The organism is Floridaenema flaviceps BLCC-F50, from assembly GCF_041929275.2.
GTDB classification, from domain to species: Bacteria; Cyanobacteriota; Cyanobacteriia; order Cyanobacteriales; family Aerosakkonemataceae; genus Floridanema; species Floridanema flaviceps.
This window is the reverse complement of sequence record NZ_JBHFNR020000002.1, coordinates 1,716,826-1,742,182: the sequence shown is the minus strand read 5'-3', so window position 1 is coordinate 1,742,182 and position 25,357 is coordinate 1,716,826. Positions and strand designations below refer to the sequence as shown.

The 25,357-nt window shown below is 41.5% G+C and carries 25 protein-coding genes and 1 pseudogene; 8 read left to right on the top strand and 18 right to left on the bottom strand.

The features are described 5' to 3' along the window. The first annotated feature begins 239 nt into the window (after positions 1–239). The gene (locus ACE1CI_RS28070) at positions 240–1,385 is read left to right on the top strand and encodes an XRE family transcriptional regulator (protein WP_413262212.1); all 1,146 of its coding nucleotides are present in this window, start codon (positions 240–242) and stop codon (positions 1,383–1,385) included. A gap of 46 nt (positions 1,386–1,431) precedes the next feature. Continuing rightward, the gene (locus ACE1CI_RS28065) at positions 1,432–1,863 is read left to right on the top strand and encodes a hypothetical protein (RefSeq protein WP_413262213.1); all 432 of its coding nucleotides are present in this window, start codon (positions 1,432–1,434) and stop codon (positions 1,861–1,863) included. 116 nt (positions 1,864–1,979) lie between these two features. Here ACE1CI_RS28065 and ACE1CI_RS28060 read toward each other — a convergent pair whose 3' ends face one another. Then, complete coding sequence (locus tag ACE1CI_RS28060) at positions 1,980–2,270, bottom strand: hypothetical protein (protein WP_413262214.1); 291 nt, start codon at positions 2,268–2,270, stop codon at positions 1,980–1,982. A gap of 154 nt (positions 2,271–2,424) precedes the next feature. On the opposite strand from ACE1CI_RS28060, the gene ACE1CI_RS28055 reads away from it, so the two are divergent. Together ACE1CI_RS28055 and ACE1CI_RS28050 are read left to right on the top strand one after the other, a co-directional pair. After that, a complete protein-coding gene (locus ACE1CI_RS28055) occupies positions 2,425–5,727 on the top strand; it encodes a HEAT repeat domain-containing protein (protein WP_413262215.1) in 3,303 nt (1,100 codons plus the stop codon). Positions 5,728–5,782: 55 nt separating this feature from the next. Then, a pseudogene (locus ACE1CI_RS28050) lies at positions 5,783–6,094 on the top strand (NACHT C-terminal alpha/beta 1 domain-containing protein); the annotation flags it as partial. A gap of 137 nt (positions 6,095–6,231) precedes the next feature. Here the strand turns inward: ACE1CI_RS28050 and ACE1CI_RS28045 are convergent. The 5 genes from ACE1CI_RS28045 to ACE1CI_RS28025 form a co-directional block, all read right to left on the bottom strand. Next, positions 6,232–6,660, bottom strand: a complete 429-nt coding sequence (locus tag ACE1CI_RS28045; RefSeq protein WP_413262216.1) for a pepsin/retropepsin-like aspartic protease family protein — start codon at positions 6,658–6,660, stop codon at positions 6,232–6,234. Beyond that, positions 6,653–6,904 (bottom strand): hypothetical protein, encoded by a 252-nt coding sequence (locus ACE1CI_RS28040; RefSeq protein WP_413262217.1) that lies wholly within the window; start codon positions 6,902–6,904, stop codon positions 6,653–6,655. Before ACE1CI_RS28040 ends, ACE1CI_RS28045 begins: the two co-directional genes overlap by 8 nt. A 7-nt stretch (positions 6,905–6,911) precedes the next feature. Continuing rightward, positions 6,912–7,088 carry a type II toxin-antitoxin system HicB family antitoxin gene (locus ACE1CI_RS28035; protein WP_413262218.1) on the bottom strand — a complete coding sequence of 59 codons (177 nt, stop codon included), beginning with the start codon at positions 7,086–7,088 and terminating at the stop codon, positions 6,912–6,914. A gap of 233 nt (positions 7,089–7,321) precedes the next feature. Beyond that, entirely contained in the window at positions 7,322–7,537 is a 216-nt protein-coding gene (locus tag ACE1CI_RS28030; RefSeq protein ID WP_413262219.1) for a DUF4926 domain-containing protein, read from the bottom strand. Between the two features lie 12 nt (positions 7,538–7,549). Beyond that, a complete protein-coding gene (locus ACE1CI_RS28025) occupies positions 7,550–7,870 on the bottom strand; it encodes a DUF6883 domain-containing protein (RefSeq protein WP_413262220.1) in 321 nt (106 codons plus the stop codon). A gap of 196 nt (positions 7,871–8,066) precedes the next feature. On the opposite strand from ACE1CI_RS28025, the gene ACE1CI_RS28020 reads away from it, so the two are divergent. Both ACE1CI_RS28020 and ACE1CI_RS28015 read left to right on the top strand, forming a co-directional pair. Continuing rightward, the gene (locus tag ACE1CI_RS28020) at positions 8,067–8,375 is read left to right on the top strand and encodes a DUF4258 domain-containing protein (protein ID WP_413262221.1); all 309 of its coding nucleotides are present in this window, start codon (positions 8,067–8,069) and stop codon (positions 8,373–8,375) included. A gap of 2 nt (positions 8,376–8,377) precedes the next feature. Then, a complete protein-coding gene (locus ACE1CI_RS28015) occupies positions 8,378–8,608 on the top strand; it encodes a YgiT-type zinc finger protein (protein ID WP_413262222.1) in 231 nt (76 codons plus the stop codon). A 104-nt stretch (positions 8,609–8,712) separates the two neighbouring features. On the opposite strand, the gene ACE1CI_RS28010 is transcribed toward ACE1CI_RS28015, so the two are convergent. From ACE1CI_RS28010 to pilM, 11 genes are all read right to left on the bottom strand, one after another. After that, on the bottom strand, positions 8,713–9,210 hold the full coding sequence (locus ACE1CI_RS28010; RefSeq protein ID WP_413262223.1) for a DUF29 domain-containing protein: 498 nt from the start codon (positions 9,208–9,210) through the stop codon (positions 8,713–8,715). Positions 9,211–9,223: 13 nt separating this feature from the next. Beyond that, on the bottom strand, positions 9,224–9,430 hold the full coding sequence (locus tag ACE1CI_RS28005) for a glycogen debranching protein (protein WP_413262224.1): 207 nt from the start codon (positions 9,428–9,430) through the stop codon (positions 9,224–9,226). Positions 9,431–9,655: 225 nt separating this feature from the next. Then, complete coding sequence (gene ftsH3 / locus ACE1CI_RS28000; RefSeq protein WP_413262225.1) at positions 9,656–11,503, bottom strand: ATP-dependent zinc metalloprotease FtsH3; 1,848 nt, start codon at positions 11,501–11,503, stop codon at positions 9,656–9,658. A 207-nt stretch (positions 11,504–11,710) separates the two neighbouring features. Further along, complete coding sequence (locus ACE1CI_RS27995) at positions 11,711–12,493, bottom strand: aminotransferase class IV (RefSeq protein ID WP_496615871.1); 783 nt, start codon at positions 12,491–12,493, stop codon at positions 11,711–11,713. A 273-nt stretch (positions 12,494–12,766) separates the two neighbouring features. Then, positions 12,767–14,215, bottom strand: a complete 1,449-nt coding sequence (locus tag ACE1CI_RS27990; protein ID WP_413262227.1) for a dihydrolipoyl dehydrogenase family protein — start codon at positions 14,213–14,215, stop codon at positions 12,767–12,769. A gap of 304 nt (positions 14,216–14,519) precedes the next feature. Then, positions 14,520–15,602 carry a threonine-phosphate decarboxylase CobD gene (gene cobD, locus ACE1CI_RS27985; RefSeq protein ID WP_413262228.1) on the bottom strand — a complete coding sequence of 361 codons (1,083 nt, stop codon included), beginning with the start codon at positions 15,600–15,602 and terminating at the stop codon, positions 14,520–14,522. A 20-nt stretch (positions 15,603–15,622) separates the two neighbouring features. Further along, positions 15,623–15,901, bottom strand: coding sequence for a non-specific DNA-binding protein Hbs (hbs, locus tag ACE1CI_RS27980; RefSeq protein ID WP_193980691.1), 279 nt, complete (start codon positions 15,899–15,901; stop codon positions 15,623–15,625). A 427-nt stretch (positions 15,902–16,328) separates the two neighbouring features. After that, positions 16,329–18,728, bottom strand: a complete 2,400-nt coding sequence (locus ACE1CI_RS27975; protein ID WP_413262229.1) for a secretin GspD/PilQ domain-containing protein — start codon at positions 18,726–18,728, stop codon at positions 16,329–16,331. A 104-nt stretch (positions 18,729–18,832) separates the two neighbouring features. After that, the gene (locus ACE1CI_RS27970) at positions 18,833–19,648 is read right to left on the bottom strand and encodes a pilus assembly protein PilO (RefSeq protein ID WP_413262230.1); all 816 of its coding nucleotides are present in this window, start codon (positions 19,646–19,648) and stop codon (positions 18,833–18,835) included. Then, complete coding sequence (locus tag ACE1CI_RS27965; protein WP_413262231.1) at positions 19,645–20,502, bottom strand: PilN domain-containing protein; 858 nt, start codon at positions 20,500–20,502, stop codon at positions 19,645–19,647. Before ACE1CI_RS27965 ends, ACE1CI_RS27970 begins: the two co-directional genes overlap by 4 nt. Positions 20,503–20,504: 2 nt before the next feature. After that, positions 20,505–21,611 (bottom strand): type IV pilus assembly protein PilM, encoded by a 1,107-nt coding sequence (gene pilM / locus ACE1CI_RS27960; RefSeq protein ID WP_413262232.1) that lies wholly within the window; start codon positions 21,609–21,611, stop codon positions 20,505–20,507. 139 nt (positions 21,612–21,750) lie between these two features. Here pilM and ACE1CI_RS27955 point away from each other — a divergent pair, with 139 nt between their 5' ends. Further along, complete coding sequence (locus tag ACE1CI_RS27955; protein WP_413262267.1) at positions 21,751–23,043, top strand: ABC transporter substrate-binding protein; 1,293 nt, start codon at positions 21,751–21,753, stop codon at positions 23,041–23,043. A 237-nt stretch (positions 23,044–23,280) separates the two neighbouring features. Here the strand turns inward: ACE1CI_RS27955 and ACE1CI_RS27950 are convergent, their stop codons facing one another. Continuing rightward, entirely contained in the window at positions 23,281–24,558 is a 1,278-nt protein-coding gene (locus ACE1CI_RS27950; protein WP_413262268.1) for a bifunctional folylpolyglutamate synthase/dihydrofolate synthase, read from the bottom strand. A gap of 210 nt (positions 24,559–24,768) precedes the next feature. On the opposite strand from ACE1CI_RS27950, the gene ACE1CI_RS27945 reads away from it, so the two are divergent. Then, on the top strand, positions 24,769–25,305 hold the full coding sequence (locus ACE1CI_RS27945; RefSeq protein ID WP_413262233.1) for a Uma2 family endonuclease: 537 nt from the start codon (positions 24,769–24,771) through the stop codon (positions 25,303–25,305). The last annotated feature ends 52 nt before the right edge of the window (positions 25,306–25,357 follow it).

Sequence of the window (25,357 nt, the reverse complement as noted above, 5' to 3'; positions counted from 1 at the left end):
TACTCTTTTCATTTACTAGATTTCACCAACCTTTAGGCAAAAACCTTATCTGGCAGTAAGGCTTTTAGCGTTGAGGCGGTGATATCATGTCATGCTAATATTTAAGCACATTGTACGAAATACTTGCGTATATCGTAATACTTTTTTTATGGTTACTTTATTAACAGATAGGTGAATTTAGTAAAGTTAATGTTGTCAAAGTCTTGGTATTGAGAAAAGTTTGCTACAAGGAATCAGTAATGAAGGCGGAAAGTGAGCTACGTAACAATTTAAAGCAAATTCGTATCCGCTTAGGCTTAAGTCAGCAGGATTTAGCGAAAATAGCCGGAGTTTCCCGGCAAACCATCAGTGGTGTAGAATCTGGACAATATGCCCCTTCAGCGACAATAGCTTTACGTTTAGCAAAAGTATTGGGATGTCAAGTAGAAGATTTATTTTGGTTGCAAGAAGAATGTAGTGATGTAGAAGCAATTCCCACCCAAGCAGTGCCAGTAGCGCAGAAATTAAGAATGAATTTAGCGCAAGTAGGGGGAAGATTAATTGCTTATCCGTTGTTGGGAGAAGAAGCATTTCGGACGGAAATGATTCCCGCAGATGGGGAAGGTTGGCGAGAAACTGATGATAATAAAATCATTGTCAAACTTTGGGATTCTCAGGATAAAATTAAGCAGACAGTTGCGATCGCAGCCTGTACCCCAGTACTTTCCCTGTGGGCAAAAGTCGCAGAACAATGGTATCCCAACTTGCGAGTTCACTGGAGTTTTGCCAACAGCATGGAAGCACTAGAAAGATTACTCAGAGGCGAAGTTCATATCGCCGGAATGCACTTATACAACCCAGAAACCAACTCCCATAATATTAGCTTTATCAAAAACATATCGACCAATCATAAACTAGTATTAATTAACTTAGGTTATTGGTCAGAAGGACTGTTAGTACAACCAGGTAATCCCAAAAGATTGAGAACAGTTGCAGACTTAGCCAACGCGCCAATTACTATTGTCAACCGAGAACTAGGTTCTGGCAGTCGTCAATTATTAGAATACCTACTAAATCAAGCCAAAATTCCCTTTACTGCCGTCAAAGGATTTAACCAAACTGTTAATAGTCATGTTGCAGTTGCGCGAACAGTTGCCAGTGGCAAAGCTGATGCCGGAGTCAGTATTCAAGCAGTAGCAACCGCCTTTGGATTAGGATTCGTACCCCTACATAAATCACAATACGATTTAGTAATTATTAAAGATTACTTGCAGGAAAAACCCGTGCAACAATTCCTCAACATTCTCGGACACCAACGCCTTCACTCTCAGTTAATTTCCCTTGGCGGTTACGATACCTCTCAAACAGGAGAAATCATCGCAACGATTGACCCTAAAACCTCATAAAAAAAGAAATATGGGAAGATATTACAACAAATTATTCCTGGTTTTTATGTTATTTTTGCTAGGTAACTCTTGGATATTAGCTGCTAATTCTTTACCTACAAACGCTTGTAATGTAGAAGAATTAGCGGTAGAATATAATAATTTGCGAACAATTCCCGGACACTTCGGCGGCGGTATTTGGAACGAAGATGTAGATAAATGGAATGGGCGAAAACAGCAGGTAATGAATCAACTTGGTGATTGTTTGGGAACGGGGAGATATAGTAAATCTGAGATTATTCAGTTGATGGGGAAGGGCGATCGCACTTCCACCCAAGGAGATAACTTTTTTACTTTAATAGAACATACCCGCCAAAATAAACCAAAAGGAGATTACGAATATTTAATTTATTATTGGCGAGGCGGACACGATTTTCTCTACTTCACCTACCAAGGAGAAACAATAATTGATTCCGGTTGGTGGATGGCATGGGAATAATAATTGCGGATAATTTTAATTCAAAAATCCTGTAGGGACACGGCATAATTAATATTTGTCTCTCATTCAATAGATTTATGATGCCGTGTCCCTACAATTTCGCGATATTATCCCCGTTATTCTTTATCTCCCTCTTTTTCTGCAATCAAAACTTGTACCAAATGCCAAAGTAAGAAACAAAAACCAACACAAATTCCTGAAAATGGATCGAACCAACTGATAAAATTAACACTTAAAAACTCGAATAACTGCGAACTTACCCGAATTAACTTACGCTTTATCAATTTGGCTTTTGGTTGAACTTTGATGTTTTGATAGTGCGAATAACTGAGCAAAGCTAACAAAATGAAAAGCTGAATTTTTGGATTTTGAGAAAGGATAGCTTTCAATAATAATTGGGTACTCATGTGCTGTTCCTAAATTCGATAATTTAGAAATAACAAACCCCAGCAATTCAGTATCAGTTAATTTAGGTCAGATATTAAATTACCCTTTCTGACCCCCAAAGTACGGCAGAGACAGACTAAGCTATTAATATCGGCAACTGCATCGAATTCAACTATGAGAGAAACCCGCAAACGTGGTATTCCCGCAACTGAAGAAGGACGGCAAAAACTCACAACGGCGAAAGCTGCTAAACGTAACGATAAAGATAAAGTTTGGACTTATTTAGATATCGCCGGAAAAGCGGAAGTGGACGAATCAACCGTTAAGCGGTTTTTCCGGGGAGAAGCGGTAGATAAGGAGTCTGCAATTTCGATTTGCAAAGCTTTGGGTTTGGAAGTAACAGATATAGTAGATCCAAAAGACTTAAACCCACCCACACCAACAACCACACCAACAGAAATAAACTGGCTCGAAGTCTGCGGGAAAGTCTTAGAAGAGCAGCAAAACAACCGACGACTCAGGCGTAAAGCCACTGAGCTAGGATGCGAATTGAATGTCTATGTACCTATGGGATTGGTGGAGCGCAAACAACAGCAGCGACGTAGTGGAGATATTTCTATGGAGGAGGTGTATCAGTTAACTGAGGAGGAAGTCATAGTTAAGACTTATGAACATGATGATTTTCTAGAACAAGCGATCGGGCAAGAACAAAACCAAGCAGGCAAAAACAAGCATATTGCTATTATTGGGGAACCGGGAGCTGGAAAAACCACCCTCCTATGGAATATTGCATCTTGGATACTCAAAAACGACAAAGGTTTGCCAATTTGTATCTCGCTGGGAGGGTTAGAGGGTAAAAAACTAGAGGTTTATTTACGAGAAAATTGGTTGAAAGAGGCACTGCCATTTATTGACTCGGAAGCGGTGCGCGTAACCCCAGCAATCGGAGACGAGCTAATTAAACTATTCCGCACGGGTCAGGTATGGCTGCTGTTGGATGGAGTGGATGAGATGGCAGCTATCTCACCCGTCGAGGCATTACGCAGAATCGAGGACTATTTAATAGGCTGGCTTGCTCCAGCGCGGGTAATCCTGACTTGTCGTCTCAATGTCTGGGATGCCAGCAACAACAATACACTCTCAGGCTTCAACACCTATCGCACTCTGGAGTTTAAACCGGATCAGGTTAAGCAGTTTATTCACGAGTGGTTTGCTAATGCTCCTAGCCAGCAGAAAACTACAGAACAGTCACAGTTACAGACTCAGGATTTAGGGGAAAAATTACAAAGCAAGCTAAACGAAGCACGAAAAGAGCGCATCCGCGAATTGGTGAAAAATCCCTTACGCTTGGCACTATTATGTCAGATCTGGTATAACCGCCAAGTTGACTTGCCGGAAACAAAAGCGGCTCTTTATCGGCAATTTACTCAATATTCTTACGAGTGGAAACAAGCAGAATATGACAGAAAACATGGAAAATCTATAAAGGCTCAACAGGGAGAATTGAACAAAGCGTTGGGAAAATTAGCCTTGGCAGGACTCAACAGCAAGGTTAGGTTTCGACTAGAAGAGAGTCTAGCCCATGAGGTAATGACTGAAGATATGTTCAATTTTGCTTGCGACCTGGGTTGGCTAAATTTGGTAGACCGAGACAAAGAGACGGATGATGCAGTTTATGCTTTCTTCCATCCCACTTTTCAAGAATATTTCGCAGCACAGGCTATTGATGATTGGAATTATTTTTTACCCCGATCACACGATAATCGCAACCCTAAGCCAGTACCAGAGAGCAAATATCGCATTTTTGAACCCCAGTGGAAAGAGGTGATTTTGCTTTGGCTGGGACGGACGGGAGACAAGATAAAGGAGCAGAAAGAAGCATTTATTAAAGCCCTAATAGAGTTTAACGATGGGTGTAAAGATTTTTATCATTATCGAGCGTATTTTCTAGCAGCAGCAGGTATAGCCGAGTTTAAGAACTGTAAATTGACTAAGAAAATTATGGAATCTATCATTAAGTCGGCTATTGCTGATTCTAATGATAAAACGCCAGAATGGATTTTAAACGGAGCTAAAGAAGCCTTAAGAGAAACCGATCGCCTTGAAACGATCAGAGCTTTGACTAATCAGTTGGATACAATTGAACATAAGTCTATTCGTCGGAAAGTGGCTAAGATCTTGGGACAAATAAGCTCTGGAAATGAGAGAGCCATAAAAGCTTTGACCGATGAGTTGGAAACAACTAAAGAAAACGATTGGTTGACTCGTATGCAAGTGGCTGAGAGTTTGGCGCAAATAGACCCAAGTAACGAATACGCGCTCGACACCTTAATTGAACTTTTAGGATCTACTAAAAATAATAAAAACATTCAGAAATTATCTGAAATGTTAGAAAAAATTGGTACTACAAATAAGCAAGTAATTAAAAAAACAATTAAGAAAATTGAAGAAAATGAAAATCAAACAATATTAGATCGATTGATTTTGCTCTTAAGTAAAATAGCCCGTGGAAATGAGCAAGCAATCGACACCCTTACTGAACTGTTACAGACAATGGATGATGAGGAGGATGAGGAACTTTGTAGGAAAGTGGCTGAGAGCTTGGGGCAAATTGACCCTGGTAATGAAGACGCGATTGCTATGCTGACTTACTTCTTGGAAAATGCTAAAGAAGACTTCACCCGTAAGAAAATGGCTGAAAGTTTGGGGCAAATTGACCCGGGAAATGAAGAAGCAATCAATGAACTGATTAAGTTGCTCAAGGGAAATAAAAGTGTGGAGATTCGTAGACAAGCTTTCCATAGCTTAGCGAAAATTTGCTCTGGCAAGGATAAGGCGATCGACGCACTAATTAATCTTTTGCAGGAGCGGAATGAACACATTCGTGGGGAAGTTGCTCATAAATTGGGACAAATTGCCATCGAGAATAAGCAAGCGATCGACGCTTTGACTAAAATGCTGAAGCAAACTAAGAATGAGGAAGCGCTCATAGAAGCTGCTGAAAGTTTAGAGCAAATTGACCCTGGTAATAACGAAGCAAGCAAGACGCTAAAAGACCTACTATATAAAAGTGATAATATCGAGGTTCTTAAGAAAGTGGCTATTAGATACGCGCAAATTTACCCTGGTAATAAGAAATCCATAGATGTTTTAGAATCCCTACTCGACAAAAAGGAAAAGGTTGTTTTAGAAGCCGCTCATAATTTAGCACAAATCGATCCAAATAATACCAAGGCTATTGAGGCGTTGGTTAAGCTATTAAATACAACTAATAATGAGATCAAAAGAGAAACTGTTAATAGTCTTAAGGCAATCTCTCAAAGCAATCAGTTGCAGTTAGTTGTATTACACTTGAAGAAGTATTTGCAGGAAGAACAAGTAAATGAAAGAATTTCAGAATCCTACTCAGTTCTCTGGCACTGTGCCCAGAACATGACCTATCCAGACTTTTATAAAGCCTGGAATCAAGATTTATAGAAATCATTAATACCGATGTTACCATTACCACACAAAGCCTCAAGTTAGGACATTTACCCGCCGCAATAGCGAAATTCCCCTGTTTTTCATCTGCTACGATTCCACAGCACTCACAGCCACACCCACAGGATTTAGCCTTCCCTTTCTGACAGCATTGAGCAAATTTGATGGCGCGATTTGTGTTGTTACCTCACCCCCCAACCCCCTCTCCGCGACGGAGAGGGGGAGTAAGAATAATTCCCCTTCCTCCGTTGCGGGGGAAGGGGATAGGGGATGGGGGTTTTTGCAAACATTTTCACCGAGTCAACCAAATTTAATTGCAGATATTATCGGCTGGATGAGAGAGAAAATGATGGAAAATTTGTAGGGTTTTTAGAGGCAAAGCATTTGGGCGACAATTTATGTCCAAATGCTTCGCCCCTACGGTTGATTCTTTGATTTTTTCTGGCGATCGGGGTTTCTTGATTTTAGAATGGGTTGGTGTGCGATCGCAACTTTAATAACTTACCTCTTTCTGGATTGTTTGGGACAAATTTCAAAAGTTAACTGAGAACCATAGAAACAAACATCAAACTCGGCAAAGAAATTCTGCCGCCCCAAAATCAAAGGAACATTATTAGCTTGCGTCCAAGCAAAAGCCAAACGAACAGGTGTAAATTGACCAATTGTAGCTGAGACAATTAAACCACGCGCCGGAAATCGAGCCAAATTACCTGTTAATAAAACTGAAATTTTCTGCTCCTCCCAAACTGCCCCTAATTGTAATCCAATTTCGTAAGGCAAAACATTAACACTAGCCCCAGTATCCAATAGCCCAGATATCTGCAAAGAAAGATTTTGATAATTTAATGTTATCGGTAAATATGGCGCAAAAACTCTTTCTCCTGAATCATTGCGCCTTTCAATAAAAGGATATCTTTCTGAATTAAGCATCTTGATTTGCTCGATCTTCCTCTAACATTTTTCCCAGGACAGTCTCAGCTTCAAAAGCATCATAAGGCGACCAAACTTCATAAGTTTGTCCATGTTTGAGGGTAGAAATAGTTTCTTCTTTAGCCAATTCCGATGCCAAAAACTCGATAACTCGTAGCTTATCAGCGCGGGATAAATTTTGCAGCATTGGTAATAAATCAGTTACAATCATGGAATTAATCGATCGCTCTGTTGAGAGTAACATTATAACACTACATTTGTCGAGTGATAGTGGCTAAAGGTGGCTCAAAATGCAGCGACAAAGCTTCACTCAAATTACTCAATGCTTCTGCTTCCGTCTCGCCTTGGCTAGCAATATCAACCTCTAAACATTGAGCCACAAACCAACTACCCTCTTGCCATACGCTTGCTGTAAAAGTTCGCTTCATAACTTTATTCTTTTTGCCGTTCGGGTTTCTTGATTTTAGAATGGGTTGGTGTGCGATCGCAAGACTATATTAAACAAGCAGAAATAGAAGCTGGCGAATCTCCTTTTGCTGCTAGATTACGCGCTCAAGGGCTATTGAAATGAGCCTAGCACTTTACATGGATGAACATATTCATTCAGCTATTACAGTTGGTTTACGTCTTCGAGATATTGATGTTTTAACTTGTTACGCATTTAAACTGTTGCTGCTACCGATTCAATTTTTGAAGCTGGCAAAGCAACAACTGTAAATCCCTCGCCTTCTGCATTCAATACTTCTAAAACATAACCATCTTCCTGCCCTTCCGGTCTAGGACAATAATCAACTATAATTGCAGAAGTTCCTTTAGGTAAGTTGTATTCAGGAATATCTTCTTTTAACATTACTTCGGAAAACATTTCAAATTTCATAATTTACCTCTTTTAATTGGGCAGAAGTGTTACAAACCTAGTTTCATTAGAAAAAGAATCGACAATCCAGAAAGTCGCTACTTGAATACTAACTCCATTAGAGCCAACTAATATACCTTCAATTTTATAGATATTACCAAAAGAAGTTTGTCTATCTAAACTTGCTTCATTTATTAATAAGCTTTTTAAATCACGTTCTAGTTGTTGCCAGTTATCAAGAGTATAACCCGCTTGGGCTAGAAATCCAGACTTATCATCTTTCGGTCTCCATACTAGCAAATATTTTGTTAATTTCGCTTCAGGAATAACTGCATTACTACTCAGATATGCCATACTATCTTTTACGTTTAACTTCTCCAGAACTTATCTACTGCACAAATATGTGGAATGGTGCGTTACACTGGCGTTAACGCACCCTACAAATAGACTTTATTCTTCTTGCGGTTGGGGTTTCTTGATTTTAGAATTGGTTGGTGTGCGATCGCAACTATTATAAAATTGATTGAAAAGGTAATAATGGAAAATTGATGTGAAAGAAATTGAAGAAATTCGCCATCAATTGCAAACTGGTCAATTCGACTTTAGCCGTCATGCTTTTAGGCGTGCTGTTGAACGAAACATCAGCGAACAGGAAATTAGAGAAATTGGTGAAAATGTTATAATTATCGAAGATTACCCAGAAGATAAATATTCGCCAAGCTGCTTACTTTTAGGATTCACTCGCTCAGGTAAAGCTTTACATATTCAAGTTTCCCGTCAAGAATCAGATATAACTAAAATTATTACTATTTATGAACCCGATCCTAATCAATGGATTAACTATTCCCAAAGGAGATAACAATGTTTCAATGTCATGTTTGTAATGCAACAGAATCCCATACAGAACAAGTCAATGAGGTTTTTCAAATCAATGGAAAATTCTATCTTGTAGAACAAATTCCTGCTCAGGTATGTTCTCGTTGTGGTGAAGTTACATTTAGCCGCGAAACAACCGAAAAAATTAGAAAAATGTTACATGGAGAATCACAACCTATTAAGTCTATCAATGTTGATGTATTTGCTTACCAATAGTTTCTTTCATTATTTACTATAGAGTGGCTTCATCATTTGATTTTTCTTGCAGTTCTGGTTTATTAATTTTAGAATGAATTGAAGTGCGATCGCAACCCCAACCATCATTCATTACCTATTCCATACAGTTCAAGTAAATCTCTATCAGAATCATTAAGTAATCCTGGGTAAAAATTCTGGTTTTCTATTTGTTCCCAAGTGTAAGGAATTTCTGAGGGAAAAGTTCTGAAACCTAACCCTGTTTCGTCAATAGCTAAGTCTATTCCATCTGAGTAAGCTTCTTTCATAGCTTCATCTAACATCGATTTTAAGCTAGGGTTTTTCTTGATGATTTTTGTGACTTGTCTACGCTGCTCTCTAATAGTCCTAATCCAACTTCTAGACCTATTCGTATGCTGATATTCCCACTTTAATAAATGACCAATGAGGATAGTTAATCTACTTATTAATTCTTGCTGTTGCTGTTTACCCAACGACTCTATTTCCTCAATCAGATTCTCAAAATCAAGATTATTTAGGTTACGCTGACGTAGTAACTCTGCTTGTTTTTGAGTCCAGGCATAAAAGTCAGTTTCATATAGGTCGGTGAGTCGAAGGTTCATAGTTTCTTCCGAATTAATTCAACTTCAATGCACTAACTGGCACTTCATCCCATGATTCTACAGTTCGCAGATTCACTACCCAACCTGCTGACTTCTGCTCTTCGGTCAAGTTCTCCTGAAATGATTTATGGCAATCTTTGGCTTGCTCTTCGTTACAAGTAGCAATACAAGAATAGATAATACCTGATGGATCGATCTGTTCGTTTACCCAAATAGTCACGGTTTAGTTCCTGTAACCTTTAAAAAGCATTTTATAGCAAATCCTACATTTAGATCCCCGACTTCTTGAAGAAGTCGGGGATCTACGCAAATCCTACATTTAGATCCCCGACTTCTTGAAGAAGTCGGGGATCTAGGGGATCTGGGGCATCTGAGCTACAAGAAAAAAAAGGGGTAATTCGGGAAAAACCGGAATTACCTCCTTTTAAATCACTCTTTAATGTAACTAAGCTAAAGAAGCCATTTTGACATCGCTGTTTGCCAATATTTCTTGCAATTCATCAGCGTCTACAGTTTCCTTTTCAATTAACAAAGCTGATAAATGATCCAGCAAGGAACGGTTACTTACTAACACATCCTTAGCTCGTTTGTAAGCTTCATCAACTAAAAGGCGAACTTCTTCATCTACCAACGCTGCTGTTTCTTCGGAGAAATCACGTTCTGACATGATATCTCTGCCTAAGAACATATTACCTTGCTGACGACCGAGAGCAACTTGTCCGACGCGATCGCTCATCCCAAAGCGCATCACCATCTGACGTGCTACCCGCGCAACTTGCTGCAAGTCACTCGAAGCACCAGTAGTCACTTCTTCTTCACCGAAGACGATTTCTTCTGCTACTCGTCCACCCAACAGCATCGCCATCCGGTTTTGCAAGTAAGAACGGCTCAGTAAACCAGAATCTAGTCTATCTTCACTGGGTGTAAACCAAGTAATCCCACCCGCTTGACCGCGAGGAATAATGCTAATCTTTTGTACTGGGTCAAAGTCAGGCATTAAAGCACCAACTACTGCGTGACCAGCTTCGTGATAAGCTACTACTGCTTTGCGCTTTTCGCTCATCATCCGGTCTTTCTTTTCGGGTCCTGCTAGTACGCGATCGATCGCATCATTGACTTCATCCATTGAGATTTCCGTCAAATTGCGTCTTGCTGCCAAAATTGCCGCTTCATTCAGCAAGTTAGACAAATCTGCACCAGTAAACCCTGGAGTCCGACGAGCAATTCTTTCCAAGTCTACATCTTGCGCTAAAGTCTTGCCACGAGCATGAACTTTCAGAATTTCCAAACGTCCCGCAAAGTCTGGACGGTCTACCACTACCTGACGGTCAAAACGACCCGGACGCATTAACGCTGCATCCAATACATCAGGACGGTTAGTAGCTGCAATAATAATGATGCCAGTGTTACCTTCAAAACCATCCATTTCGGTAAGTAGTTGGTTTAAGGTTTGTTCCCGTTCATCATTACCACCACCTAAACCAGCACCACGCTGACGACCGACCGCATCAATTTCATCAATAAATACGATACAAGGTGCGTTAGCTTTCGCTTGTTCAAACAAGTCGCGGACGCGGGAAGCACCCACACCGACGAACATTTCCACGAACTCAGAACCGGAAATGCTGAAGAAAGGAACGCCAGCTTCACCAGCTACCGCACGAGCTAACAAAGTTTTACCAGTTCCCGGAGGACCAACCAAGAGTACGCCTTTGGGAATTTTCGCACCGACTGCGGTAAAGCGATCGGCATTCTTCAAAAAGTCTACAACTTCGTTAAGTTCCAGTTTCGCTTGGTCAATACCTGCCACATCCCCGAAAGTTACTTGAGTTTGTGGTTCCATTTGCACTCGCGCCTTCGACTTACCAAAGTTCATCGCCTGCGAACCTGGGCCATTTTGAGCGCGTCTGAGTAAAAAGAACAGTCCCACTAAAAGTAAAATTGGGAAAAATAAACTGCTGAGTGCTCTTAACCAGAAAGCATCATCAGCTGGTGGTAAAACTGAGATGTCAACGTTGTTCTTTGTTAAAAAGTTGATTAGATCTGGATCGTTGGGGAGGTTGACTATAACTGTTTTGCCTTTCGGATCGTCTGGATCTGTCAGACGGGCAAACGATCGATCGGCACTAATACTAACTTTTGCTACTCGTTTGCTTTCAACTGCCTGGATCAACTGGCTGTAGCGCCAAGTTTCTCTAGTTTGGGGTTGTTTGTCAAAAAAAGCTGTTGCCAATGCAACTACTACTAAGGCTAGCAGTGCATATAGCCCTGCATTTCTCCACTGCTTATTCACTCTTGGTCAATCCTCCAAGCTTTTTTATCGTTCAGGCTTTATTGCGTACTCTTATGTTAATTTATCTTAACCTATCTGAGAAATTCGCAACATATCAGGTATGAAAAGTCCCGGTTTTTTAGTCCAAATATGAGAAAGGGATTGGGGATTGGGGACTGGGGACTGGGGACAAGGTGACAAGGGGACAAGGGGACAAGGGGAAATTAATTAACTCAAAACTCTCCCCATCTCCCCATCCCCCCATCTCCCCATCTCCCCATCTCCCCATCTCCCCACCACTCTATGAATGGGTACGACTTCAACCACACTGTTACTGTAGGCGATCGCTTCCATCCCCAATACTAAATCGGGTGTCCAAGGTTCTTCCTCTACAATCTCATTTTGACTTTTCAGCCAATCAATTAACTGCTCTCGCATTAACCCCGGTAAAATTCCCGCTGTTAATGGCGGAGTCCACCATCTCCCATCTTGCCATCCCCATAGATTTCCTGTACTCGTTTCTAACCAGTTGCCAGATTCATCTATTAATATGGCTTCTTTGGCTCCATACTTTTTCGCTTGATTCAATGCTAACCAAGCAGTTAAATAATTGCCTGTTTTATGTTCTGCTAAACTGCGCCTAAATTGGGTTCCTTCTGCTAACCAAGCAACTATACCCTGTTGTTGTCTCTCCACTAAATCTTCCGGCAACTGTCGCCCCACTATCCATTCTCTACCATCGCAAAAAATTGTAATTCGTAATACGGGAAACTCCCGCTGCAATATCTCTGCGCCTTGTCTGATGCTCTCCCAATTTGGTTCTTGCCAGCCCAATGTTTTAATGCTGTTGCTTAGGCGGCGCAGGTGTCCTCTCCAGTTCGTTCTCCCATCATCCAACGAATGATGATAAACTCTTAAAGTCGTGAAAACTGTCGCCCCATAAAGTAATCCCGGATCTTCGATTCCTAACTCTATTTTTCCCGACCTAATCAGCTTTCCCTCATACCACATCTTTTAATCAAATTGTTGAAAAAATTCTTAAATTTAGCAAAAAAAATTTCATTTTTCCGGCTTTTGGGATTGTTTTTTTGCCCATTTAAATTTATAATTTAGATAATGGGAATATTTGCAAAAATATTATTTTAGTCAATATTCCCATTATCTAAATTATACGCCAAAAAACGCCCAAACACAAGCTCATATTGCCTCTTTTATCATTCGCCAACCTATACAAAAAGCTTATAACATTTTGCATTTTTTCATTCCTTGGAACCCTCTGCCTTATTAATTAAACCAAGAGCGAACTAAATTCAAAAAGCCTTCCCAGAAGTTTGGTTTAGAAGAGTTTTGGAATTGGTGGTAAGTTTGCCAATCGGCGGCGGTTTGGCAGTTAATTTCGGATAAAGTTGGGAAGATGGGAGTGAGATTTGCGATCGCCTGAACCTTCAAACGTTGCTGCATAGCTAAAGCAAACACATGAATTAACTCGCTAGCTTCAGCACCCACAATATGAGTACCGAGAATTTCGCCATTAGCAAGAGTAATAACTTTGCAAAAACCTGTAATTTCACCGCGAATTTGCGCCTTATCAACCATTTTAAAATAGCGGCGTGTCACCAAAACATCAGTATAACGGCGTTTAGCTTGAGCTTCAGTTAAACCAACCCTTGCCAGTTCGGGATCGGAAAGAATAGCCCAAGGAATGTAACGATAATCAACTTGGGAAACAGGGAAACGGAGGATATTTTTTAAAGCTATTTGTGCCTCATAATTAGCAATATGAGGAAAGCGATATCCACCCAAAACATCACCACAGGCATAAATTCGGTGATTCGTAGTTTGGAGTTTTGCGTTAACTATAATTCCGTGACTATTGCACTTGACACCTACAGCATCTAAATTTAAAACAGTAGTATTAGGCTGGAATTCAGTAGCAATTAAAATTTCATCAGCATCGATCGCTCTATTCCCCGCTTGAATCCACTTTTTATCTTGTAACCATCTAACTTGACTTACATTATATTCCGTAAAAACTTGAATACCTTCAGCCTCTAATTGCGACTGAATTAAAAGCGCCGCTTCCTCATCTTCCTTAGCTAAAATCCGAGAACTACTGACTACTAGAGAAACTTGACAACCTAAACGAGAAAAAGTTTGCGCCAGTTCCACACCTACCGGATCGTTTCCAATTACAATTAAGCTTTTTGGTAACTCAACATTTGCTAATTGCCAGATGCTATCAGCAGTCAGATAACCAGCACTTTCTAAACCATCAATTTCGGGAATAATTGGAGTAGAATTAATGGCGATTAGGTACTTACGCGATCGCAAATATTGGTCTTTAACCGCCAAAGCAATATCAGAACCCTGGCGACAAAATTCCCCTTCCCCAAAAATCACATCTACACCCAAAGAAGCCAAAACAGCAGGAGAATAATTTTCATCCAAACTAGCAACTATTCCTTTCGCCCATTTTAAACTTTCCCCAAATTCTAAATTTCTATTTAATCGTTCGTTTTCAGACCAACCAAATATAGCAGCACTTTCCAAAGTTCGTGCCACTTTTCCCAGATAAGTGAAAGCTTTATTATATTTAGAACTAGATTCTGACCAAGTAGAACCGAACAATGGAGAAGCTACCAAAGCAACACGCGCATTAGAATTAGTTGCTTTCACAGCAGCATAAATTCCAGCCGGACTACCACCAATTACCACTAAATCATAATCAAGCATAGAGAACTTTAGGACAAGGGGACAAGGGGACAAGGAGACAAGGAGACAAGGAGACAAGGGGACAAGGAGACAAGGGGACAAGGAGACAAGGAGACAAGGGGACAAGGAGACAAGGAGACAAGGGGACAAGGAGACAAGGAGACAAGGGGACTCTTGAGAATTTTTTACCTTCTGCCCCTCTGCCCCTCTGCCCCTCTGCCCCTCTGCCCCCCTGCCCCTCTGCCCCTCTGCCCCTCTGCCCCCCTGCCCCTCTGCCCCTCTGCCCCTCTGCCCCTCTGCCCCTCTGCCCCTGGAGCCTTCTACCTCATGATAGAATTTCTGCTAAGCCAGCAATCAAACGTTGGTTATCTGTTGGGGAACGTACTGCTATACGAAAATAGCGATCGCCCAACTGGGGAAAACTCAAACAATCACGAATCAAAATTTGACTTTCCCGCAGTAACTTTTCTTGAAGTAAGGAAGTAGATACTGCCGATTTTACCAACAAGAAATTAGCTGCACTTTCGTAAGGTTTTAACCCAGGAAGATCGGCTAAACCTTGAAATAATTTAATGCCAGATACTTGTAACCAATTCCAAGTTTGCTGTTGAAAAACTCGATCTTTTATTGCCGCTTCTGCCGCTGCCTCTGCTAAAACATTAACAGGCCAAGGGTCACGTTTAGCTTGCCAGCGTTTCAATCGATCGGGATGTGCGATCGCATACCCCAATCGCAGACCAGGTAAACTGTAAAATTTAGTCAAACTTCGCAGAATCACTAAATTCGGAAACTCACTCACCAAAGGAATTAAACTTTGCTCTCGATCGGGTGGCAGAAAATCCATAAAAGCTTCATCCACCACCACCAAAGCAAACCTTTCCAACAAAGGCAGAATAGTTTCTTTGAAAAACAATTTACCCGTCGGATTGTGCGGATTATTCAACAACAAACCATTGTTAAGTGACGAGGAAGTTAGTTTTTTCCAGTCGAGAAACTCCAGACTGAGCACTTCTTTTGCTGCACTCAGCAAAGGTAATTCCACAACACTGGCATTAAACGCCTTAAGAGCCCGCCAGTAATCATTAAAAGCAGGCGTAATCAGGAAAGTCCGATCTAATTGGGACAAATCCCAGCCAACCCAAGTCAGTAACTCTGCTGAACCATTACCCGGAAGAATCCAGTCAGGTGGTACTTGATGCACCTGGGACAAAGATAGCCTTAGCTGATGATAATCCGGGTCAGGATAAGCTTTCAGGTTTGGTAAGTGCGACTTAATCGCCGCAATCACTGACTCAGGTGGGCCTAAAGGATTGATACTGGCGGAAAAATCTAAAATAGCATCAGGGGAACAGCCGGAGAGTGCAGCTGCCCAGGCAATATTCCCCCCATGCAGTGGTCGATTGAACAAAGAACCTGTCCTTGTGACGATTATTGAGGCGCGACCTTTTCTTTAAACAGTTTGCCTGGAGAAAAAGCCGGAACTCTGGTTTCTGGAATTTCCATTTTATCGCCAGTTTTCGGATTTCGACCTTCACGAGCTTTCCGTTGGCGTGGTTCAAACGAACCAAAACCCACTAGCGTTACCTTATCACCAGAAGAAACCGCTTCCACGATCGCATCCAAAGCTGCTGTCAAGACGGCATCTGCTTGCTTCTTGGTTACATTAGCTTTTTCAGCTATTACGTCAACTAATTCACCTTTGTTCATGTTCTTGCTTGAACTCCTTAGAAATCAGCATTTGGTGACTTTTCACCCCATCCAATCCCTGTGGTATGGGGCTTCTGAATGAAATTAGGTCTAAGTAAAAATTCCTATTCACTCAGCAACGAGAGAGGGGTTCAACAAACAAAACGCTGAAATGCCCATCTACCCAATGTTTCACTGCCTTATTCTAAGGTGTACAAGCTGAATATGGAATGGTGAAACCTTTAAGATATATGGATTTCAGGACTTTTTTAAGCAAAACCTTAGATTTTTGCCCAAATTTTCCTTGTAAAGTCCTAGCCTCAAAAGCCCTGAAATCCCCACTGAGTAAGCATTAGAGACTAATTAGCCGCCAACGGGAGAAGATTCAGACGCAAAAATTAATTTTTCCAAACTTCCCCGTTTTTCCGTGCGATCGCCTTTACTCTACTTAAGGTTGCGGATTACCATTCGGCGGAGTAAAACCACGTTGCCGCAGCAATTGTTGTACCTCTGGGCTCGGTCGATAACGATAACCAAACGGCGCATTACCTGAATCATCAATAATCTGAGGAGTCAGCAACACAATCACTTCATTGCGCTCATTTTGCCTGGTTGTGCTTCTAAAAAGTGCCCCGATAATCGGAATATCACCCAAAAACGGCACTTTTCTCACATCAATTCGGTCTTGATCCTGAATAACCCCTGACAAAATCAGTGTTTGGGCATCTCGCAGCCGAATTCTTCCACTTGACACATCCCTTCTGTTGAGCAAGGTAATTGTAGTCTGATTCACACCTTGACCAACAGTTATAGAATCAAATGGAGAAGTGATACTCGGATTAACGATCAAAGTAATAAAACCATTATCGTCAATGGTGTTAACCTGTACCGATAGGGTTAGACCAGCTACTTCTTTTTGTGTAGTAATAGTTGTGGTTGGAGGACTACCTGGTTGAGTTTGAACTTGCTGCGAGGTAATTACTTCTCTACCCAGCCTGACTTGAGCAGTTTCCCCTTCTTGAATCACTAAAGTTGGGTCTGTCAAAATTTTGGCATTGCCACTAACAATTTGCGCCCGCAAAAATCCTAACAACCTTCTGGGGAACTGAAATAACTGTGGCAAAGCTACCGTACCAGATTGTTCATCATCAATTCCAGGTTGTAGAGGGTTAATATTTGTCCCAAATGGTGCACGGGGTAAGCGACCGAAAGGAAAACGTGGATCTCCTGAATCTAAAGGAAAACCTGTACTGCGACCAAAAGGAGAATTTGGTTGAGCATCAAAACGTGGCCCTACATCATTATTTGTTTCTGGCAAGAAATCTGTATCACCAACTATTGGCGGGCTAAATCGGCTCCCCTCAACAGTTTCTACTGATGGTGGTCTAACCCCACCAAAGTTAATCGCTGCGGCTCCATTATCAAAAGTAAAGAAGGCTCCGCCAACTCCAAAGGAGAAGCTAGCATTAGCAGTATCGGAGTTATTTAAATTAAGATCGATGATTTTGACGTTAACTGCCACTTGACGACGACGCGCATCCAGTTGACTTAAGAAAGCTGTGGCAATTTCTACTTTCCGGGGGTCGCCTACCAAGGTAATCGAGTTTAATCGCTCATTAGTCAACACAGACAAACCCGAAAGAATTAATGGCCCACTACCTCTTTGCGCCCGTAATACTTTAATATCTGGTTCTCTAGTTTCTACTGTCCTAGCCGCTGCACCTTCCCCAATTGTACTGATCTGTACCCGTTCAATGGGTAATTGAGTTTCTGCACCTTGGGCAGTTAAAAAGTTAGCGGCTGTTGCAGCGGCAACCTGATTCAGACGCAGACTCCGCACAATAATATTACTAGCGGCTTCTGGTAAATTATTCCCCACAAAAATCGTATTTCCACTGCGGTTGGCTTGTAACCCTGTAATCCGCAATACATAATTAAAAACTTCTTGTAGCGGTTCGTTTTCAATATCTAAAGAAATAGTCGAATCCAGAGTAGCCGCAGCACCTTGTTGTCCTTGTTGTCCTTGTTGTTGTTGTTGTCCCTGTTGTCCAGCTGCCCCGGCTTGTCCAGTCAAAAATACTACGTTACGATTAGCAGCACGGGCTAACAAAGTCAATACTTCTCTGACGGGTGCATCACGCAATAACAATCGTGGCACTCGTTCCGCTGTTCCCAAATCGATCGCACTAGCAGTAGAATTTACTTCCGAAACCGCAATATCTCCCACTGGGGGCGCAACTGCTCTAGGTAGAAAAGGTGGGGCGGGACTCACAGGTTGTACTGCTCCCGCTGCTGGTGCTGGGCCACCTTCATAAGTAATTGTCGGATTCGGAACTAAGGGTGTTTGATTAGCTGGTGCTTGAGCAGTTGTGGGATTATTGGGGGCGGGGGCTGCGTTTGGCTGAACTGCCGTAGGTGTTCTGGGTGCCGCTGCTGCACTACCACTCCCCATATTCAAATTGAAGGTGATGCCTTCGCTTTGTTTGGCAACTTCTCCTGAAGGCGTTCCATTTGCCCCTACAACTTGTAACCGGATACTATTAGGAGCTAATTGAGTTACGGTAACAGCAGCAATCCCTGGTGCGGGGTTTTGCTGATTGAATTCTTTACCTTGGGGTAAACGTAGCTGAGTATTGGTAATGTCGGCTACAAAAATATTTTGGCGATTGACGGTAAATATTTGGGGGCGATCGCCTTCCTTCGTATCCAATATTACCTGTATACTGTTACCTACTGGCTGCACTCTTACTCCCGTCACTTGAGTAGGAGCCGCCCATACAGGCTGTGTGGCTAGGAGAACCGCTGTTCCCCCAAATAACAATCCACCGAGTCCTTGATTATACTTCACCTTGCCTCCTCACACTAACAAGTTGTATTGACCCAGGCTATATTATATGGCTAGCGTTGACTTACGCTTATAGCACTTCAATTGACTATAAGCAATAGAGAGAGCTACTTAGGACTAGGGGTTGCTCCCGGACTAGGAGTTCCTCCTTTGTCTGATGCTGGTGGTGGTTGTACCGACTTTTGCTCTTCTGCGGTCAGCGGTCTGAGCATATTTAATTTAAAGGAAGTTGTAATACTCGTTACTGGTTTACCCACTGGAACTATTTGACCCTGCTGCCTGTCCACCACTATTCTTTGGAAAGAACCATCCAACAAAGTCTTAAAGTTTTTGGCTACCAAGAGATTCTTTTGTCGTTCTAAGTCGAGCAGAGATACTCTAGTTTGATCGAAAGTCCCTTGCATTTCCACATCATATACCTGACGGTATATATGATTATTTGCTTGGGTACCAAAAGAACCATCATTAACAATACCAGAAGCACCAGGGTCAGGGTCAAATTTCGTCAATTTCGCCTTAACATCTTCTGGCTTCAGATTAGTATTCCTAGCTTCAATACGCTTGTTCAGATCGAGCAGCAAAGTTTTCATGCTTTGTTCGTTACCAAACAAAGCCGCAACTGTGTTTTTTTGTCGTTTTGCTTCATTGCTTTCGGCAACTGCTTTTTCCATTAACTCAGGAAAATTTTCTCTTTCTTTGAGTTCTGATTCTTTTTGTGCCAGTTGTGCTCTAAGTTCATCATTTTTTTGCATTACTGGCATCACAAACTGATAGAACAGATAACCAGCTGCACCTAATCCTAAAACTCCAATTAAGGCACCAATTACAGGTGGTGTCAATTGAATCCCAAAAAGACTAGTAGAACCACCATTTTCGGTTGTTTGTTGTTCCGGTCTGTCTAAGGTCAAATCAGCGTTACTCATTTTTTAATAACTCCTTGTTGTTTGAGGGCTTCCATGCGAGCCGTTAATCCTAAATCACCCAAACTGTATAATTGGGGCAGTAATTGAGAAGCCGTTTTATCACTCAGGCTGGTGAGAACTTTAAATTGTACAACCTGGGGTAATGCTGGCACTTGGAAATTATTACCATTCGATTGTTGAGTCCCCGAATTACGTTCTAATTTAATCGGGTTATCCACCAATTTAGCTGTGATTAAGCGAGTTTCTTTGTTGTTTAAAAATGCCGATCGCTGCAAAGTTAATATCAAGTCATTCACATTATTAAATGACGAAGCTATCCCGGTAATTTCTAGTTTGTCTTGCGGTACAACTACTGGAGCATTAGGTGTAGTAGTAGTGGTAGTTGTGCTGGTAGTTTGTGGGTTGGGTACATTTTGACAACCATTACCAGAAGAAGATGTACTACTAGCTGGAATTTGAGCAATACAAGTAATTTGAATTCCTGGTGGTACTCTTTCGCTAATATCTTTTACCATTGCTGACCAAGGTCTAATTTGCTCAAACACACTAGCTAATGCCTGAGTTTGTTGTTTATATGAATTAGTTTCTTGGCGAATTTTTTGTAATTCTCCTTGTTCTTTAGCCGCTTTATCCAAATCGGCTTGAACTTGAGCAATTTTTGCTTCTAAGTTACCTTGTTCTGACTGTTGCCACCACCAAAAACCAGCTACCGCTAAGGGCAGAAAAGCTCCAACTGCAACGCCCACAAATAATGGTACATTACCGCTGACATTAAATTTCTGCTTTTGTTTGTTCGGCTCTGCTTTCACAAACTCAGGCCGATCTTTCAAAAAATTAACATCTAAACTGTACATTTTTAAACCTCTCTAAGTCCTAAACCCAAAACCACACCTAAACCAGGTCGTTGTACCGGAGCAATGTCATCTCCCACTTCCAAAGATAGTGCTGCTACTGGGTCTACTTGAACAGTAGGCAAACTCAACCGAGATGTAAAAAATTCATCTAGTTGACCAATACCACCACCGGGTCCTGCTAATAGTAATTGTGCCACTTCTAAATTGTTACTTTGATTTAAATAAAAATCGATCGAGCGGCGTAATTCATCAGCTAATTCTCCCAACACCCTCAGCATAGCTGACATTCCCGGATTAATCCCCGTAGAACCAGTGCGGACACTATCTGGTGGTGTGGAAGGAATGGTCATACTTTTCAAGAAATCAGTATTTCTGGTACTGGGTAAATTCATCGCCCGGTTAAGCGCACTTTGAATTTGGAACATTCCGATCGCCACAGTCCGAGAAAATTGCGGCACCCCATCAACAATAATCGCAATTTCTGTACTTTCAAATTCCACATCTACTAATACAACAGCTTCTTGTGGAGAAAACTGGCGTAATTGTTCCCTTATTGTCCGAATCAGTGCAAAACTATTAATCTCTAAAACATCAAGATTTAAACCAGCTTGTTTAAAAGTCTCGATGTAAGTATTTGTTATATCTTCCCGCACTGCTGCTAAGAGGACTTGCACTTTTTCAATCCCATCCTCATCGGTAAAGAAACCGAGTTTCTGATAATCCACATCAGCTTCTTCCCTGGGAAAAGGCAAAAACAATGCTGCCTCATGATCTAATACCATGCTGCGGAGTTCTTTATCATCCAATTCCGCCGGAACTGATATGATTCTGACAATTGCTCCCGCTGCTCCCGGTACAGCACTGGCAACTTTTGTTGCCTTAATTTTTTTTTCCGCTAATGCAGTTTGAATGATTTCCGCCATTGTAGGCGGGTCAGTAATCATTCCTTCTTGGAAAACTCCTTCTGGCACCTCTACCGAATGTAAGGTAGATATTTTGTAGCCATGTCCTTGTTTTCGCAGTTGGGCGATATTTACCCTTTCCGGGCCTAACTCAATGCCAATACCAGGTTTACGCTTGGAAAATAGATTACTTATGAAGTTAACCACTGTTGTAGTCCGTTTTGTGTCAAGTTTAATTTGCAATGCCAAGTAGAAAAATTATTGATTGAGATAAATTTAATATACCTGCTACCCAATTTAGTCTAGGATTACCACGTTTGTCCTGAAAGTGCGATCTTTTATTGACATGATTCGACACCAAACTTGGAAACGTTTAACTGTGTTTGCTTTATTCGGACTATTGCTCAGTTGGATTGTCAGTTGTGGTACTGGCAATGTGAGCAATAATCAAGCTACATCTGGTCGTCAGGAAGTGGAATTCTGGACGATGCAGTTACAGCCGCAGTTTACAGACTACTTTAACCAGCTAATTGCCAGTTTTGAAGCCCAAAATGCAGGTGTCAAGGTGCGCTGGGTAGATATACCTTGGAATGATATGCAAAGCAAGATCTTAACAGCGGTTTCTGCCAAAACTGCCCCGGATGTAGTCAACTTAAACCCGGATTTTGCTGCCCAATTAGCTGCCCGTAATGCTTGGCTGGAATTAGATAGTAAAATTCCCAAAGCTTTGCGCCAGTCTTATTTACCAAATATTTGGCAAGCTAGCACTTTTAACGGGAAGAGCTTTGGCATTCCTTGGTATTTAGCAACTCAAATAACTATTTATAACAAAGATTTGTGCCAACGGGCGGGTATTACTAAACCTCCCGCTACTTACGCTCAACTAGCACAAGTAGCAAAGCAAGTAAAGGAAAAAACGGGTAAGTACGCTTTTTTTATTACTTTTGTCCCAGAAGATTCGGCAGAGGTGTTGGAGTCTTTGGTGCAGATGGGTGTAAAGTTAGTGGATGCTCAAGGAAAAGCGGCGTTTAATTCTCCTGAAGGTAAGGCTGCTTTTCAGTATTGGGTAGATTTATATAAACAAGGTTTGTTGCCCAAGGAAGTTTTAACCCAAGGTCACAGAAAGGGAATTGAACTTTACCAAGCTGGTGAAACGGCAATTTTAGTAACGGGTGCTCAGTTCCTCAATACTATTAGTAAGAATGCCCCCCAAATTGCTAAAGTTTCGGCTACTGCACCCCAGATTACTGGGAAAACCGCGAAAAAAAGTGTGGCGGTGATGAATTTAGTAATTCCCCGAAATTCAGATCAAGCTGATGCGGCTTTGAAGTTTGCTTTGTTTGTGACTAATGACCAAAATCAATTGGCTTTTGCTAAGGAAGCTAATGTTTTACCTTCGACGGTCAAGGCGTTAGCTAATCCCTATTTTCAGTCTGTTGCTCCTAATTCTTCGAGTGTCGATCGAGCGCGTGCCGTCAGTGCTAGTCAAATGAAACAAGCAGAAGTTTTAATTCCGCCTATTAAGAATGTCAATGTCCTGCAACGCTTAATTTACGATAATTTGCAAGCGTCGATGTTAGGGGAAAAGTCGGTAGACCAAGCTTTAAGTGATGCGGCGACGGAATGGAATCAAAGTTAGGTACGTTCTTAGGTACGTTGTTGCGCTTCAGCGCCACTACCGATAGCGAAGACAGCGCAACAACGTACTATTTATAGTTGCCAAAAGCGGTTTTTTGGTGTATATTTTAATAATGGAAATCTGTGCGCTCTTATATAGTGGTTAGATTTCAATTAAACCATGTCTAAAACGAATATAAGGCAAATTTGCTAAATTGACAAGAACTAGGGAAAAGAAAGGGTTTAGCAAGGGCAATTTTCAGGGAGATTTTTGAGTTAGTTGGAAGAAGTAACCGAGTAGATAGAGAGAACCGCATAAAACAGTTAAACCTGGATTTGAAGTCAGAGCAACTTCCAAGGCAGAGGAAAGATTGGGATAAGATTGAATTAAAGATAATTGGGGACAAAGCTGTTGAGCGAGAGATGCTAGATCTTCAGGGTTAGCAGAAGAATGATCGGGGACGGGTACGAGATGTAATTGGTCATTTGGTTGAAGTAAAGCTTGAAAGACATCAGCATGATCTTTTGTGGAAAGCATACCGATAATCCAAGTTACTGATTGAGGATTGAGAGAATTAATATAGTGACGCAGAGCGATCGCAGCTGCCGGATTATGAGCCCCATCTATTAATATGCGATGACCTTTCCAATTAACCCATTGTAATCTTCCCGGCCATTTAGCATTTCCCATTCCCGAAACAATAGCTTCAGGAGAGATATTCCAACCTTGCTTTTGGAGGAATTGAAGAGAAGCGATCGCCAAAGCCGAATTAGAAAGTTGAAACTCACCCAACAAACCCAAAGGAAACTCAACTCCCTCAAACTCAACCCATCTTTCTTCTTTCCTCTGCGTCCTCTGCGTCTGGGCGGTTTCCAATTCTTTAGCTGCTTGTGGAAAAACCGAAGGACAATTTAACTCTTGAATTTTCCTTTTTACAACCGCCATAGCTTCTGGGGGTAACTGACCGATAACAGCCGGACAATGAGGTTTTAAAATCCCCGCTTTTTCGATGGCGATCGCAGCCAAAGTCGAACCTAAAACTTGCCAATGTTCGCGACTAATAGAAGTAATGACGGTGACTAGGGGGCGATCGCAAACATTAGTAGCATCCAAGCGACCGCCCAACCCCACTTCAATCACGGCAATATCGACCTTTTGTTGAGCGAAATATAAGCAAGCGGCGGCGGTAATTACTTCAAACTGAGTGGGAGATTCAGAATCTAAATCAATGGCAGATTTTACTTGTAAGATTACTGATTCCAACTCCGATAAAGGGATAGGATTGTCATTTATACAAATGCGTTCGTTCCAACTGACCAAATGGGGAGAAATATAACGACCGACGCGATAACCAGCCGCAGTTAGCACCGAAGAAAGATAAGCACAAACCGAACCTTTGCCGTTAGTTCCGGCGACGTGGACGATCGGAACTTGACGATGAGGGTTGCCTAGATTAGCGAGTAATTTTTCAATGCGTTCTAAACCCAAATTAACGCCGAAGTGGTGGAAAGGTTGAAGGAGGGAATCGATTAACACGGTAGAGTTTTTAGGAAATAAGAGCAAACTTACGGGCAAAACCAAAGATATCTGTGATTTCATCTGTGTGCATCTGTGGATATCTGTGGTAAAAAAACATAAATTTGGGGCTGTTGCCAGAAGTATAGTATACGATCGCCACCCTGTAATTGGCAATCTGATTATTATGGAAGAGAATAGCGGAAATTATTAAGGTAGAGAGTAATAAAGATGTTAACTGCAACAGTGGAACCAAGAGAAATTTCTTTAGAAGAATGGATGGAAAACCCTGGCGATCGGGAATGGGTAAATGGAGAATTAGTCGAGAAAAACGATATGACACTTAAACATGGTCGCCTGCAAGCTAAATTAGCTAGTTATTGGAGAAGTTACAAAGACTCTAGCGGACAGGGAGGAGAAGTTTATACTGATGCGCCATGTCGGACAAACAAACAAGGACGTAAACCGGATGTTGCTTATTTAACTCCTGAATTATTAGCCCAATTTAGTGAAGCGACTGTATTACCGCAAAGTTTCCCTTTAAGTGCAGAAATAGTTTCTCCGACAGACTTAGCAGAAGAGGTCATTGCTAGAGCCACAGAATATTTACGATCGGGAGGAGAAGAAGTTTGGTTAGTATTTCCTGAGAATAAATGGGTAATAGTAGTAACTCAAAATCAACAACTGATATTTACTTCAGGTAAAACTGTGAATACGCAAATTATCTTACTAGGTTTTAGCATTGCCGTAGATGAACTATTAGCTTAATTGTTATGTATCATTTTTTAACTGAGATCGGAACACCAAGAGGCAGAGCCTC